Annotated in this window: 10 protein-coding genes; 2 read left to right on the top strand and 8 right to left on the bottom strand. The window is 47.7% G+C overall.

The window, feature by feature from the left end:
* The first annotated feature begins 113 nt into the window (after positions 1 to 113).
* Both D3H65_RS06595 and D3H65_RS06590 read left to right on the top strand, forming a co-directional pair.
* The gene (locus D3H65_RS06595) at positions 114 to 1,283 is read left to right on the top strand and encodes a Gfo/Idh/MocA family protein (RefSeq protein ID WP_119049498.1); all 1,170 of its coding nucleotides are present in this window, start codon (positions 114 to 116) and stop codon (positions 1,281 to 1,283) included.
* Positions 1,284 to 1,305: 22 nt separating this feature from the next.
* Positions 1,306 to 2,754: a Gfo/Idh/MocA family protein gene (locus tag D3H65_RS06590; protein ID WP_119049497.1), complete on the top strand. Its 1,449-nt coding sequence runs from the start codon at positions 1,306 to 1,308 to the stop codon at positions 2,752 to 2,754.
* A gap of 158 nt (positions 2,755 to 2,912) precedes the next feature.
* Here D3H65_RS06590 and D3H65_RS06585 read toward each other — a convergent pair whose 3' ends face one another.
* From D3H65_RS06585 to D3H65_RS06545, 8 genes are all read right to left on the bottom strand, one after another.
* Positions 2,913 to 3,053: a hypothetical protein gene (locus D3H65_RS06585; RefSeq protein ID WP_162915450.1), complete on the bottom strand. Its 141-nt coding sequence runs from the start codon at positions 3,051 to 3,053 to the stop codon at positions 2,913 to 2,915.
* Between the two features lie 47 nt (positions 3,054 to 3,100).
* Positions 3,101 to 4,297, bottom strand: coding sequence for a hypothetical protein (locus tag D3H65_RS06580; RefSeq protein WP_162915449.1), 1,197 nt, complete (start codon positions 4,295 to 4,297; stop codon positions 3,101 to 3,103).
* Between the two features lie 724 nt (positions 4,298 to 5,021).
* On the bottom strand, positions 5,022 to 6,164 hold the full coding sequence (locus tag D3H65_RS06570; protein WP_119049493.1) for a sterol desaturase family protein: 1,143 nt from the start codon (positions 6,162 to 6,164) through the stop codon (positions 5,022 to 5,024).
* Between the two features lie 150 nt (positions 6,165 to 6,314).
* The gene (locus D3H65_RS06565) at positions 6,315 to 7,187 is read right to left on the bottom strand and encodes an alpha/beta fold hydrolase (RefSeq protein ID WP_119049492.1); all 873 of its coding nucleotides are present in this window, start codon (positions 7,185 to 7,187) and stop codon (positions 6,315 to 6,317) included.
* A gap of 164 nt (positions 7,188 to 7,351) precedes the next feature.
* Positions 7,352 to 8,887 carry a family 43 glycosylhydrolase gene (locus tag D3H65_RS06560; RefSeq protein WP_162915448.1) on the bottom strand — a complete coding sequence of 512 codons (1,536 nt, stop codon included), beginning with the start codon at positions 8,885 to 8,887 and terminating at the stop codon, positions 7,352 to 7,354.
* A 36-nt stretch (positions 8,888 to 8,923) separates the two neighbouring features.
* Positions 8,924 to 9,925, bottom strand: a complete 1,002-nt coding sequence (locus D3H65_RS06555) for a DUF4973 domain-containing protein (RefSeq protein ID WP_162915447.1) — start codon at positions 9,923 to 9,925, stop codon at positions 8,924 to 8,926.
* A gap of 35 nt (positions 9,926 to 9,960) precedes the next feature.
* A complete protein-coding gene (locus D3H65_RS06550) occupies positions 9,961 to 11,973 on the bottom strand; it encodes a RagB/SusD family nutrient uptake outer membrane protein (RefSeq protein ID WP_119049491.1) in 2,013 nt (670 codons plus the stop codon).
* A gap of 11 nt (positions 11,974 to 11,984) precedes the next feature.
* Positions 11,985 to 15,053: a SusC/RagA family TonB-linked outer membrane protein gene (locus tag D3H65_RS06545; RefSeq protein WP_119049490.1), complete on the bottom strand. Its 3,069-nt coding sequence runs from the start codon at positions 15,051 to 15,053 to the stop codon at positions 11,985 to 11,987.
* Between the last annotated feature and the right edge of the window lie 81 nt (positions 15,054 to 15,134).

Here is a 15,134-nt window from a genome sequence, read left to right as displayed (position 1 = left end):
GAACTGTCCTGAGTTAACCAATTAGAAATTTTCTATTTATTCATCTTCTCCTCTACCGCTATCAAAAGTTCACTAACTTGGTTGACCAACGACTTACCACACAATAAAGCCATATGTCAAGATCAAACGCCAGCCGACGCCAATTTCTAAAAGGTATTGCTACCGTAACTGGTGCAGGCCTCGCATCCACCATACCACAACAACTATTCGCAGCAGGAATATATGAGGAAGCAGTTGAACAAGCTCCGGAAAGACAGGTTGATAACCCACGCATAAAGTTTTCCGTCATCGGTATTAATCATGGCCATATCTATAGCCAGGTGGCTGCCGTGATCCGCGGCGGTGGAGAATTGGTATCGCTGTATGCCAAAGAACCCGATCTGGTTGCCGCGTTTGTAAAACGATACCCGCAGGTAAAGCTGGCCACCAGTGAAAAGGAAGTGCTGGAAGATAAATCCGTACAACTCATTCTCAGCGCAGCCATACCGGTAGAACGTGCAGGCATTGGCATCAGGGCCATGCAGCACGGGAAGGATTATATGTCTGATAAACCCGGCATCACTACCTTGAAGCAATTGGAAGAAGTGCGCAAAGTTCAAAAGCAAACTGGCCGTATCTATTCCATCATGTACAGCGAACGGCTGGAGAACAAAGCCACCATTAAGGCGGGCGAGCTGATCAAAGCAGGCGCCATTGGCAAAGTCATACAGACCGTCATTATGGCTCCCCACCGCATGAGTACCAATACACGCCCGGAATGGTTTTTCGATAAAAAGTATTTTGGAGGCATTATTACCGATATAGGTTCCCATCAATTCGATCAGTTCCTTTTCTTCACCAATTCCAACCAGGCAGAAATAGTAGCAGCGCAGGTTGGCAATGTGGCCCATGCAAAGTATCCTGCCTTCGAAGATTTCGGCGATATCATGCTTCGCGGCAATGGAGGTACCGGGTATATCCGGGTAGATTGGTTTACGCCAGACGGGTTGAATACCTGGGGAGATGGAAGACTTACCGTGCTGGGTACGGAAGGTTATATCGAGGTGCGCAAGAATGTAGACATCGCGGGAAGGACCGGTGGCAACCATCTCTTTTTAGTAAATGGGAAGGAGACACAATACGTTGATTGCAGTAAGGTAGACCTCCCCTACGGCCGGCAGTTGGTAGATGATGTGCTCAACCGTACCGAAACCGCCATGACGCAGCACCACTGTTTCCTCGCCACCGAACTGGCATTGAAAGCACAAAAGGCTGCACAGAAAGTTAATTTTTCAAAGGGTTAGAGTACTTCAATAAATACTTGCCATGGGAAAAAAGCAAAACAAACCATCCATAAGCCGCCGCAGGTTTTTAACCAATTCGGTAAAAGCATCGATTGGCACTACGATCGCGCTGAATCTTCCAACCATTGTTCCCGCATCGGTGTTTGGTCAACATGCCCCCAGCAACCGCATTAATGTGGCATCGATTGGCTGCGGCAGAATATCCGTCTCCCATGATATGACAGAGATTGCCCGGTATGCCGGCGCGCGGATCATGGCAGTGTGCGATGTAGATAAGAGCCGGGCCGATGCAGGGGTGCAGGCGGTGCGGAACAATTATATAAAAGCTTCGGCCATAAACGGTGGACTGACGGGCGATTGGGAGATCAAAACCTATTATGATTACAAGGAACTCTTGTTGAATAAAGACATTGATGCCGTCCACATCAGTTTGCCCGATCACCAGCATGCCATTGTGGGTGTTCATGCTGTCCGCGCAGGCAAGGATGTTTATTTGCAAAAGCCTGCCTCCCTGACCATCGAAGAAGGAAGGATACTGTCTAATGAAGTAAAAAAGACAGGGCGAATCCTGCAGATGGGCAGTCAGCAGAAGTCGATCAACCCCTGGCCGCAATTCAAAAAAGTATGTGAGCTGGTCCGCAATGGAAGGATTGGTCAGTTGAAAACCATTGAAGTGGGATTGCCGGGCGACCCCGGTGGCGGCAACCCCATACAGATGCCTGTTCCTGCCAACCTGAATTATGATGCCTGGCTGGGCGCAACGCCTGCGGTGTATTATACAGAAGACCGGGTACATTCCCAGGCTGCCGCAGGAGGCGTTACCAGCCGCCCTGGCTGGTTGCGCTGCGAGCAATTTGGCGCCGGCATGATCACGGGCTGGGGCGCGCACCATATCGATACGGCGCATTGGGCCATGGGTATGGAATACAGCGGGCCCGTTGAAGTGTGGGGACATGCCAATTTCCCCACTGATGATCCCCATTATAAAGGGCTTTGGAACGTGCATGGCATTTTTCGCACGGAAGCGCTATACGCCAATGGTGTGCACATGATCGTTTCCAATGAATTGCCCAATGGGGTAAAGTTTATTGGGACAGAAGGCTGGCTGTGGGCTACGCGTGGTGCTTACCGGGTAACGGATAGTGACCCGGTGGCCGATAAAGATGGCATTAAACCCATTGACGCCAGCAATCCGCGGATCTTACAATCGGTCATTGGCCCTAATGAAATACAGCTCTACGAGAGTAGTGAACAACATGCCAACTGGCTCGATTGTATTAAAACAAGAAAACAACCTGTGGCACCTGTTGAGGTGGGTCATCGCTCCTGCAGTGCCTGCCTGCTGCACCAGATTGCCATGAAACTAAAAAGGAAGATCTACTGGGACCCCGATAAGGAAATGTTTAAGAATAACGACAAGGAAGCAACCGCCTTATTGTCGAGGCCGCGCCGGAAACAATATGATTTTTAGTATCCAAAATACAAATGATTTTTTACGACAACAATAAGGTTAATTTTGGTAATACGTCGATGATGGGATTCACCTGATACGATGTGTATACATGTGGTGTTTATTTTCATCAATCGCGTGAGCTTTGGGGTACAGCAATCAGCGACTTGGTGCGTGTTTCATCTTTTAAAAAGATCTTTCAGAAAATCATTTACAGCGGTATTGCCCACTATTATACCCGCTACCAGTACAAACAGTACAATAATGCACCACCAGTCCTTACGATCGAACTCTACTTCGTAACGTCCTTTGATTTTCATTGATTTGTAATTTTCTACAAAGAACCGAAAGCCAGTGGACATAAAGATTACGGCGTATTTTCTGACGTAATCATTTTTTTTACTTCGAGCCGCCTGGCCTTAGGCAGTTTCTGCTTTCTACCTAGTTCTCTTTCTATAGTTGAGGCCTTTGTATCCCGGAATACGTCGAACAGTTCTTTAAGTATGGGTGCTAACTCCTGGTTGGTATTATTTACGAGGCCGATCGCCTTGAGTTCCTGCAGCAGCGCATATACCTGATTACATTGACCTCCCCACTTGATTTGCCCCCCCGCTACCTGCCTATCCGCCCTTACTAAATCGCTATTAATCAATTCAATAGGCTGGTCTTTTTTCTTAAGTTCTTTCTCCAAATAGGCGAGATAGTAACTGCCTGCATAACCACGCTGTATGCTGTCAATCATATCCCGAACCATATCTCCTGGTATACACTCCAGGTGCATATGCTTTTGATAGTCGTAGAAGGGGCTTTTCCCTTTTAGCCATAAGCTATTTTCTAATACCAGGGTCCAGACGGATACATTTTCACCCCTGATTGCCATATTATATCCATCAGCTACGAAATTGGGGTCTATTCTTAACGCTTTATAAGGTCCTTCTTTCGTTTTTTCAAGGAAAATATTAATATGTTCCTGGATCGTTTTGAATCTGTCAGGCGTCTGTAGTGACTCGAAAACTGAAATCATGCTAGAAGCGAGAGGTCTCGCTTCTTCCAGTTCACGGATGGTAATATCAGGATCCAGCCTTGCGTTTTCAATTGCATGGAGCCAAGCTGCCGTTTCCATAACTGTGTCCTTCGCAATTCCAGCACGCTTAAAAAAGGAGGGATATTTCAATATTATCTTTTTAGCTTCTTTAAGAGCTTGCATGCTAGGCAGCAGAATATAGCCTCGGATAACCTGCTTTACAACCTCGGTTATGGCGTCGATGATCTGTTGTTTCTGGGCAGTGGGCGATGAGGGTAGATAGAGCACACGCTTATTAGCAAGGACCGTCTCGATGATTACCATTACTTCGGCTGTAATACGGCCCAACGATGGTTTTTCATTTTTCTTCCAGAATCTGTATCCCTGATCCGCTAGCTCCAGCTCAGGAGAAGTGTCTCCGAGAATAGCCGCCCATCTCGCCAGGTAGGCATCTACGGCTTCTGTTGGTGCTGTTAAATCCAGGACGTTTACCTCCTGCATAAGATTCGTAAGTTCTGGTTCGCCTTCTACTATACGCATAAGCGAGGTGTTTTTGTCGAACCCAAGCGACGATAATGTTGCAGATGCTTCCATCTAATAAAGTTATTCTATTTACAGGCACAGACATATTATACTGTAGGGAGGGTGTGCATATCTTGTCAATTATTGGTGGCTCTAAGGAAAAACATCGGGTAAGATATTTATCTATCTCACCGGTTCTCCCAAAAGAGGCCTACAATTGCTTGCTTATTAGCGATTCCCCTTATACCTCCCGGAAAGCCGAAACATGCGGTTTCTATATAGTGTCTTCGGGAACAAAACGTAATGGTAAGCTATATAATGGCGTACTGCCGTTCCTGTTCTTGGCATTACCAAACTACAGGAAATACAGTAAATGATTGATTTACTGCCTTTTGAACATACCCCAGAATAGATAACAAGATATATATTTTTGTAATCAACTCACAGGTGTTGGGTATCATCAAAAGAAGCGTACCAGCTTCCTGCATGGCTTTATCTTGAGTCAATTCCCTTATGACCTGGATCCAGTTCTCTGGCTTAACTTTCCCCAAAATGGTACGTTTGTCACTTTCAATAAAGCCAGTTTTTCGACTCTATTGGTTTCTTGCCCAGAGAGATACCTGCCCTGATCAATTAACAGCGCAAAAATAGACGGCTCTCGGAGCCCCTTGACTCTCGTTGATGCCCTTGCCGTAGAATGAGATGAAGAAACGCTGCCTGACAGGTTCCCTCGGGATACCAGTTACCGCTTGGTCTCATTCTCCATATCCAGGTTTTCATCAAAAGGGCTTTTCGTAAAAGGATACACCAGTTGCTTCATGTATCCTTTAGGGAAATGCGTCTCCCGCAGACCTGTTCCCTCCGGCCAGGTATTGCCGGGCAGGTAGTAGGTGCCGAATAACTTATCGATAAACGGGAAGATGGTGGCAAAGTTCTTTCCATAGTACCGGGGATCTTCGCAATGGTGCCAGTGGTGGTACTGCGGTGTGGCAAAAATGTATTTGAGGAAACCAAAGTTGATCCGCGTATTGGCATGTATGAGCACCGCATGGATGGCCATGAAGATGATATAGGTATTGAACGTGATCTCCGAAAATCCAAACACATACAGGGGAATAAAGGTCATGGACCGGGTGACGAAGATATCTACAAAATGCGTCCTTGATCCGGCCAGCCAATCCATATTCTTCGTGGAATGATGCACCGAATGGAAACGCCACAGGTAGGTATGGGAATGGAAAAAGCGATGGGCGGCATATTGAAAAAGGTCGGTGATCAGGAAGGCGAAGAAAAGTTCGATCACATAAGGCAGTTGCTGCACCCAATGCTGCACCGCTGAGAGTCCGATCCATCCAAAGAATAATTTGGCCGGCTGCTGGGTAATAACGCCAAAGAACTGGATGAACAAATGGCTGATCACAAAATACAACAGATCCGTCCTCCATTCTTCGTGAAACTTGCTTTGTTGCCGGTTTTTAGGAAACACCATTTCTATGGGCACAAAGATCACCGCCATCAGCAGCAGGTCGAGCAATAACCAGTCAACGCCCAGGTGCCAGTTGTTCTTCTCTACTGTCCGGCCCTGTACCTGTAAACCGCCAAAAACAATAGCCAGGGTACAGAGCAGCAACCCCGTCATGGCCCATTTCTTTTGTTTGCTCAGTACAAAACTGACGAGCGCAAACAGAAAAGAGGCGATGATGGTGGCCGTCAACACTATCTTCATAGACTCCCCTGTGTATACTTCCCTGAATTGGGGTGTGGTGAGCCATTCCGGGTATTTAAAACAAATAACGCCGGTCAGGGACAGTAAACCCAGGAATATCGACGAATAGCCGCTTATCTTCCCTTCGCCAATTTTAAGCCGTTGAGCAGGTGTACGCATACAAATAGATTCAATACATTAAAGCCGAAAATAATGTAATTAAACTCCCGGCGGTTGCTTTTTATTGCCCTATTCTTTAAGATACATAGGGGTGCAAAGTACTGATGACCTGTATGCCTACGAAACACCAATGAGTGAATGGTAATATTTTTACTGTAGAAAGCTGTTCAAATAAGTCAGGATCGTTGTGGTCTGCATCATCAGGCTGACATGCCCTTGTGCAGGCACCATGGCGAGCTGCGATTTCGACACGGCTCCCATTTCTACAGAAACATTCCCTCCCAGCAATTGATAGGTTTTGGCGAGCTCTATTTTGTCCAGCCCGTCATTGTCCCCCGCTATGATCAATACGGGCGCCGCAATTTTTGATATATTGGCATCACCGAAGTCGAATGGCGTTCCGGCTAAAGCAATCATCTGCTCCAGAAACTTTGTCCATTTTGTTTTATCAGGCGCCACTGCTTCGTAGGCCGCCTGCATAGGACTACCTTCAAAAAGTGCAGGCTTCATTTGTTTAAACGCATTGTTGACGGCAGGCAGCCAGCCAGTACTTTTATAAGTGGAAGAAATGATCACTAATTTCTTTACCCGCTTAGGGAATTGTATAGCAACCTGGTACGCCACAGAGCCGCCAAAACTGAATCCTACTACATCGGCACTGTCAACTTTCAGGTACTCCATTACTTTTTCTACATCACTGGCCAGGGTAGCATGCGATAATTTTCTATCTGAAAAAGGGGTATGTCCATGGCCTTGCAATTCAAGGGCAATTACTTTTCTGTTTTTTGACAGCTCAGGGATCAATTCCCCCCAGTTCGTATTAATGGTCATAAAAGCACCGTGCAGTAAAACGATGGGCCTGCCCTCCCCATATACTTCGTAATAAACCTTGGTGCCATTGGCAGGCACGTAACCGCTGCTGAAAGGTTTCATCTGTTGTGCGTTTGATGAGAATGCTACAAACAGCATGGCTATTAGCAACACCGATGTAAGCAAATCACCTGTTTTGAATGAATTTTTCATACTGTTGTTTAAATGTTGGTTTGATCGTTCTGACCATACAAAACTAACATTCAATACAGGATCGCACGCGGTGTAAACACGACATTCCAGGGTGTGATTTCCGCCATTACAACAAAAACGTCCTATTTATCGGTAATGATCACACATAGTGAAGGCTTTGCATGCTACTCTTTCAACCTGAAGGTAGACACTTCTGCTAAGCCCGGCTGCTTTTGGGTATCGTGTCCTGATGTAGGAACCAGCTTAAAATAACGGAACTGCTTGCGTTGCGGCAGATCGATGTATTGGCGAAGCAGGTTAACATCATTGAGCTTGAACATACCGGTGCTTTCCCAGGCATTGTTGTCATTGCTGATCAGTATTTCCAGCTCTTTTATCTTACGATCGCCATCCTTCTGGGATATGATAAACCCGTCTACTGTAGCCGTTGCTCCCATGTCAATCGTTACCCAGTGATTGGGGTAATCCGTTGCATCAGTAGTGTAGCGTGTTATCCAAATGGTAGTCAGGTTGCCATCAATAATGGCAGAAGCCAGGCGACCGCTGGCAGCCTCCTCTGAGCTAAAGCCGGCAATTGACCATTTGGCTTTGGAATGGATATAGCGCCATGGTTCACCGGATGGGCGCATTTGAGGAGTAGCCGTGAGCGATGGAAGGCCAAAATTAGGCGACCCGTCCGGATTCCAGGTAAAGCGTTGTATGTAGGGACTACGGGCAGCACTGCTGCTATTGGCAACAGACCGGGCATGGTAAATGATCCAGTCCTCCTTGCCATCGGGTGATGTAAAGAAGCCATTATGCCCCGGCCCGAAAATGCTGCTTTCGGATCTCATGGAGAAGATGGGGTGATTCTTTTTTGTCCAATCAGCCGGATTCATGGGATCTCCTCCCTCCTTCAACGAGAGTTGTCCCAAACAATAACCGTCCACCCAGTAACCACTTCCCGAATAGATGACAAAGACGCGCCCCTGTGGATTGATCAGCACCTGCGGCCCTTCATTGATAGGGTTGCCATTTTTTTCCCAGTCATAATTGGGTGTTGCGATCATTACCTTTTCGCCGGAAATCGTCCAGGGATTGCTCATTGTAGCGATATAGATATTCTGTGGCGGGGCGCCTGCATTGCCTCCTGACCATATCATATATAGTTGGCCATTATGCTGCAGTATCGTTCCATCTATTGCCCATTGATCAGTAGGGTCAGCTACCTTGCCCTTCATCTGCCAGGTGCCTTCTACAGGTGTAGGGGAACTGTTTTCCACTACATACATGCGGTGGTTGGCATTATTGCCATCATCTCCGGCAAAATAAAAATACCACTTGCCATTGATCTCATGCAGTTCGGGCGCCCATACATTTTTTGAATAGGGCTGGCCTGCAGGCGGCGTCCACACATCATACCGGCGTGCAGAGGCAAGCTCTGATAGGTTTTTGGTTTCCAATATCACCAACTTACTACCCTGCGTATAGGTGTAGTAATAGATGCCGTTCTTCCGGATCACCCAGGGATCAGGACCTCCGGTCATAATGGGATTGAAGAACAAGCTGTCACGGGTAAAGCCGGACCACTCTCCTTTTGGCGTTTCAGGCTCCGAGGGCTTTTCTGGTATGGGGTCGTAATAAGGTTCTTTTGTTTTTTGGCAGGCGCAGGATAGCATTACGCCGCCGAGTATACCTATTGTTATAATGAATCTTTTCATTTGCAAGTGTTTATTGATACTGTTTAGTTATGCGCTTTACCATTCTATAGCCTGGTCCTCATCCGGTATCAGTATATTTCGCTGGCGCTCCATGGTCATAGTACCTTCCACCCGGTACCTTACCGGTGTACCTGGCATGGTGGTAATATCATCATATTTGTACCGCAGGTTTACGGTACAATATTGTTTTACCAGGTATTTCTTAGTGGGATCAACCGTCTGCGTGATCTTATAGCTGGGCTGGCCAAGCATTTCAAAATGGATGGCGTCGTTGGTCGCGTGCACATTTAATGCCCCTACCAGGTCGCCGTTGCCTTCTTTAACAGGCTCCAAAAACTCCATGACTATTTTATACCCGCCCCGGGCTTCAGACCTTTCCTCGGTTACACCAGCGTAAAAGAATACCGATCTTTCATCTACCACCCAGGCGGTTCTGGTGCTCGATACCAGCGGGTTTGTGGTCTGACCATCAAAATACGCGTTCATGGAGGTAGCTGAATAATTGCCTGAGTAATCATTAAAGGGTATCACGTTCAATAAAGCTTTCCGCCAGCCCTTACGGGTATTGGTAATATAAGACGGATCTTCTTTGATGGTAAGTGGCAGCACATAACGTTCCACCAGGTCCAGGTTGTCGAATTTGAACTTTACGGGGTAGTTTTGCGTATTGGATCCCCTGGGAATAAAACAGGTGGGTGAAGGCAATTCAAAGAACTGCGCAGGCAGTTGTTTAAAATACAGATCGGTTCGGTACTGGTATTTCTCTTTGTTATAAATATTGAGGGTATCATTATCCACCTCTATTTTAACGTACTTATCGGATTGATTGGGCTGCGATCCGCTTACGATGAGGGGCAGCTTGTACACCACCTCACCATTTTTATTATAGCGCAGGTATACGGGGGCAACACCTTCGCTGTTCAGCTTGGTTTTAAAGGACACCATCTGTATATAAAGTTCATCCTCCCACTCTGCCGTGCAGCCGCTGAACAGAAAGCCCAATATGGCTATCAGTATATATTTTTGTACACTTTTCATGCGTAAGTTTTTTTTATAGCGAGATCAAACAGTTTTTAATCAAATGAAGGCCAGCCCGGCGACTGATTCAGGCGTTTGTTTTTCTTCAGCTCATCCCAATCGATAGGCCAGAAATACATTTTCCGGGAAAAAGTAGTTTGTAATAGCGGCACGCGAACCGGTGTGTAAAACAGGGTGGCCTGATCCTTCGTCATAAAAGTATTAAAGCCATATATCTGCTCTGCTTCATCTGCCGGCGCATCTTTCCACCGACGCAGGTCGTAGTAGCGCTGGTTTTCACCCAGGAACTCTACCTGCCGTTCGCGTTTTATTTTCTTACGCAGTTCCTCCTTACTGCCATAGATGGACAGATCGAAGTTGGGTATACCTCCGCGGATGCGTACTTGTCCAATCGCTTTTTTCATGTCCTCTATATTCCTGGATACGGCATTGGAGGCGCTGCTATCCCAGGAAGGAATAGTATAAGTACCGCTCAGTTCATTCAGCGATTCGGCATACATCAGCAGGATATCTGCATAACGGATGGCAAGATCCACTTTGGGAAATATCTTACCTCCATTGCCGCTGTTATTGTCTTTGGGGTTAACGAATTTCATGATGCCAATACCGGTGGGCAGCCAGGTATCTCCGTTTATATAACCATTAAACTCACCGCGGTAATAATGTATCTGCTGGTTAGTAACGGTAGGTAGATTGCTCACCGCGCTGGACATGGTCCAAAGTGCGCCACTATAAGCCACCGAAGCATAAAAACGGGGTTCGCGGTGGGCAAATTCTTTCCATACATTGGCCAGCAATGGCTTAAAGTCATTTAATTCACTTGCCTGCACAAACATATTATTGCCGTACTTACTGCGTACAGCCTGCCTGTCAAAAGGCGTTCCGTCGTCCATGCAGTAGGCATCACATTGTTTCAGTGTAAGGCCATGAGAATTGTATCCCCCTCCCGTTTTAGGCATCTGCAGTCTGGCCAACGCCATTATACCACCCTCTGCATTGATCTGGTTGTCGCCCCGGGTAAAGATCATTTCAGGGTTTTCGGAAGCGTACAGTTCTCCATTAAACACCGACCGGTAAGATTCGAAAGGATCAATGTCGGCCCAGCCATCGGGAAAATTCCGCACAGAATAGTCAGGATGAAACGGCGGGGTAATGGTCGCCGGATAATCCGTAGTGCCCCTTGTCCTGGACACCGTGGTGTAGAGTTTGTACACGCCGAGATCTATCACATCCTTGCAGGCAGCTGCTGCCCGGGCCCATTTTTCTTCGTTGTACTGCAGGGAGATCAGTGGTTGTCCCTTATCATTGGTAAAATCAGCCATTTCCGGGTTACCATTGGCCAGCGGACTGGCAGCGAAGAGCAAGGCTTTGGCACGGGTAGCCAATGCCGCGCCACGTGTGGGACGGGCAATATTGCGATTGTCCCACTTGAGGGGAAGGTCCTTCGCAGCCAGCGCCATCTCTTCGGCTATAAAAGTGGCCACTTCATCATAGGTGTTGCGGGGGTAAGAAAGGTTATCATAGCTGTCGTCATAGTTCACCCCTTTAACGGGCATGATGGGTACCGGGCCATACTTGCGCAATAGCAGCCAGTACAGGTAAGCGCGCACAAACCGCGCCTGCGCCTTATAACCGGCCACCTGACTTTCGGTGAAGGTGCTGCCATCCGACATACTGTTGAGCATGACGGATGCCTGGCGGATGCCTCCATAGGATTGGGACCAGGACTGAACCCAGGTATGGTCGTATTCTCCGAATTTGAACCTCCGGTACTTTTCTCCATTGCCCCCCGAGGATTCGTTGAAGTACATATCATCCGAATAATTGGTCAGGTTATTACCCGTATTGCCCATCTCCAGGTTGTTGTTCAACAACGCATTGTAGGCGCTGGCGAGCCACTGTTCCGTATAGTCCTTGCTTTTGAAGATACGCTCCTCGCTTTGCCGGTCATTGAAGTAATGCTCTACGTTAAGGTACTTACGGCAGGATGCCAGACAGGCTATCACACCTGTTAACAACACGCCTATTATAATTTGTTTTTGCTTCATAGCCTTTTGTATTACAGGTTTACGGTTAAGCCAAAAGTGAATGTTTTAGCCAGCGGATAAGCCTGGCCATTGGTGCTATTCATTTCAGGATCCCACATCTTAAATTTGGAGAAAGTAAGCAGGTTGGTGCCCAGGAAGTACACGCGCATCGTTTTTACACCCATCCTGTTGGTGATCGCTTTGGGGAAAGTATATCCGGCATCCACCGTTTTTAACCGTATATAAGAACTTTCACGCAGCCAGTAGGTAGATGCCCGGTAATTGTTGGCGCTTCCATTATAGCTCAGCCTGGGGTAAGCGGCCCTGGGATCTTCATTTTCACCCAGCACCCAGCGGCCTGACTCTACCACATCACTAAGGATATTACCCCAATCGCCCTGGCTAAAGGGATACACCGTGAATCCGTTTATAAAGAAAGAGGACTTGCCGGCTCCCTGAAATAATACACTGGCATCAAAACCTTTCCAGTTAGCAGATAGACCAAAACCGTACACCAGATTGGGATAGCGGGTGGCGCCTACCGCCACAATATCATTGTCATTAATGGTTCCATCGCCATTAATGTCCTTGTATTTAATATCGCCCGGCGCTACCCTTCCAAAATCCTGGGTAGGGCTGTTGCGGATATCTTCATAACTTTCAAATAACCCCAGCGCAACGAGGCCTTTGTTTTGATTTACCCTAAAACCTGCACGCGTTGTATAGGGATAGTTGCTGTACTGTTCATCCGCTTCCAGTATTTTGTTGCGGCTATAGGTCATGGTACCGCGCACGCTGAGGTTTAGTTTGTTGATCTGCTGAGAGAATTTCACTTGTCCATCAAAGCCGCTGGATACCGTAGAACCTACGTTGGCCCGGGGATCCTGCCCTTTCAACCCTACAATGTCCGCGATGAATTGCCTTTCCATATAGATGCCATCGCGCTGCTCATGAAAATAATCGAGCGCACCGCCGAACTTGTCTCCGAAAAAAGAAAAATCCAGGCCCAGATCGTGCTTGGTAGACACTTCCCAGGTAATGCTGTTGGAGGCTACCCTTGAGTAGGTGAGCCCGGAATAGCTGTTTTTACTTTCGAGATCGCCCCAGTTGTAGCCTGCCTCCGCATTGGTGCTAAAGGAGGCCAGGTAAGGGAAGCGGACAGGCATATAATCGTTGCCCACTTTCCCAAAGGAATAGCGGATCTTGAACATGTCCATCCAGGGCAGCTTTTTCTGTATAAATTCTTCTTCCGCTACGTTCCAGGCGCCGGAAACAGCCGGGAACAGTCCGAACTGATGCCCGGTAGCAAAGTTTTCCGAACCGTTATACCCAAAGTTTACATCAAAGAAATAACGCGACCGGAAACCATAGGTAAAACGGCCTGCCACCCGTTGATTGCGGCGTTCTATACCCTGCATCAGGTCTTCGGCATAATTGGAAGTGTTCACCTTTTTTTCCTGGGTGTACTGAACAATTCCTCCGAAACTGTGGCTTTGAATGGTTTTGGTATAGTGCAGTTCTCCCTGGAAGGTTTCTGCCCTGTCGCCGGTTGCATCCGAGCGCTGGGTTAGCAGCTGCTCGGTAATCGTTCTTTTTAACCGCAGGTCGCCGTTCGACTCACGCTGCCGTTCTGCGATCCATCCTTCGGGCCATTTCATGCGGCGTATGTAGTTGTTGTTATTGTTGTCGTAACCAAAGCGTCCTACGAAACGCAGGCCGGGCGTGATAAATTTCAGGTTCTGCTCCAGTGTAACATTGGTTTGGATCTTGTTTTGCCAGTTTTCAATATAGCCCTGCTGGGTGATCAACACCCAGGGGTTTTGCTTTTCAGCACCTCCTCTTGATGCTACTTGTCCGGTAGAATACTTAATGGGGATCGAGATGGGATTTTGTCCCATGAGCGATGCCCATATCTCCTCATAAGTGCCGCCCGGCAGGTTTTGCTTACCCAGGCTACCGCTCACGCCTACCCTTACCAGGGTGGTGGCCGTAAGATTCATATCTATATTGGCGCGGTAGTTCCAGCGTTTATAGTTGGCATTGGTATTGTAGCCTTTCAGGTTTTCGCCCGTTTCGTACATGCCGCCCTCATTAATATAGCTGCCGGATACAAAATAGCGCGCCAGCGAACCGCCGCCGTCGAAATTGAGTGCGGCACGCTGCGTAATAGCGCCACGTTTCAGGAACATGTCCATCCAGCTAATGTCCGGGAACAGGTCGGGATCCAATTGGTTCCTGATCAGCGCCAGGTCTTCTATAGAATAAAACGGCTCTTCGTTGCGGGTAACGCGTGCTTCGTTCATCAGGCTGGCATAGGTGTACCCATCAACAAATTTGGGGGTAAACGTCCGGGTATTGTAAGATCCCTCGTACTTGCCATTGATGCTTACCTTATCCGTTTTACCTTTTTTAGTGGTGATCAGCACTACCCCGTTTGCTCCCCGGGAGCCGTATATGGCGGTGGTGGATGCATCCTTCAGCACGGTAAAGGTTTCAATGTCTTCAATATTGATCTCGTTCAGGCTTCTTTCAAAACCATCGACCAATACCAGGGCTGATGTGCCTGCGCCAAACGTGGATATACCCCGTATCCAGAATTCGGAGGCGTTGCTGCCCGGCTGTCCGCTCCCCTGCATCGCCAGCACCCCTGAGACGTTGCCTGCCAGTGCATTGGTAATGCTGGAAGTGGATGTTTTAAGCGTGGAGACATCGACCGTGGTGATAGCGCCCGTTACCGTAGCTTTTTTCTGACGCCCCAATGCCGTTACAATGATTTCATCCATGGCTTTTTTTCCCGAGGCGCTAAGCGTTACATGGATGGTCAACCCATCTTTTATCATGATCTCCTGCTGCCCGAAGCCTATGTGCGAAAAAACAAGCCACTGGTATTTATTGGCCTTTATGGTATAGACTCCTTTTTCGTTGGTGCTGATGCCCAGGCCGGGCTGATCTTTGATCGTTACCGTTACGCCCGGTATCGGTTCTTTCTGCTCATTAATGACCGTGCCGGTAATGGTAACGGCGATGGTGGCCGTATCCTGTGCACAGGTACAGGTAACAGCCCCAACAATTGCCATTAGTATAAAGACAATTTTTCTCATAAGTCTGTATTCGGTAATTGCCTGCCTGCGTCTCACTATTACAGTATAGTGCTCAACGCAACAGGGCAATGGGTTAAAAAT

It is taken from the genome of Paraflavitalea soli (assembly GCF_003555545.1).
Taxonomy (GTDB): domain Bacteria; phylum Bacteroidota; class Bacteroidia; order Chitinophagales; family Chitinophagaceae; genus Paraflavitalea; species Paraflavitalea soli.
This window is presented reverse-complemented; position numbering and strand designations above follow the sequence as displayed.

Excerpts from the sequence above, each read along its gene's own strand:
- D3H65_RS06595 (WP_119049498.1), top strand. The coding sequence starts at position 114 with ATGTCAAGATCAAACGCCAGCCGACGCCAATTTCTAAAAGGTATTGCT.
- D3H65_RS06590 (WP_119049497.1), top strand. The coding sequence starts at position 1,306 with ATGGGAAAAAAGCAAAACAAACCATCCATAAGCCGCCGCAGGTTTTTA.
- D3H65_RS06585 (WP_162915450.1), bottom strand. The coding sequence starts at position 3,053 with ATGAAAATCAAAGGACGTTACGAAGTAGAGTTCGATCGTAAGGACTGG.
- D3H65_RS06580 (WP_162915449.1), bottom strand. The coding sequence starts at position 4,297 with ATGCGTATAGTAGAAGGCGAACCAGAACTTACGAATCTTATGCAGGAG.
- D3H65_RS06570 (WP_119049493.1), bottom strand. The coding sequence starts at position 6,164 with ATGCGTACACCTGCTCAACGGCTTAAAATTGGCGAAGGGAAGATAAGC.
- D3H65_RS06565 (WP_119049492.1), bottom strand. The coding sequence starts at position 7,187 with ATGAAAAATTCATTCAAAACAGGTGATTTGCTTACATCGGTGTTGCTA.
- D3H65_RS06560 (WP_162915448.1), bottom strand. The coding sequence starts at position 8,887 with ATGAAAAGATTCATTATAACAATAGGTATACTCGGCGGCGTAATGCTA.
- D3H65_RS06555 (WP_162915447.1), bottom strand. The coding sequence starts at position 9,925 with ATGAAAAGTGTACAAAAATATATACTGATAGCCATATTGGGCTTTCTG.
- D3H65_RS06550 (WP_119049491.1), bottom strand. The coding sequence starts at position 11,973 with ATGAAGCAAAAACAAATTATAATAGGCGTGTTGTTAACAGGTGTGATA.
- D3H65_RS06545 (WP_119049490.1), bottom strand. The coding sequence starts at position 15,053 with ATGAGAAAAATTGTCTTTATACTAATGGCAATTGTTGGGGCTGTTACC.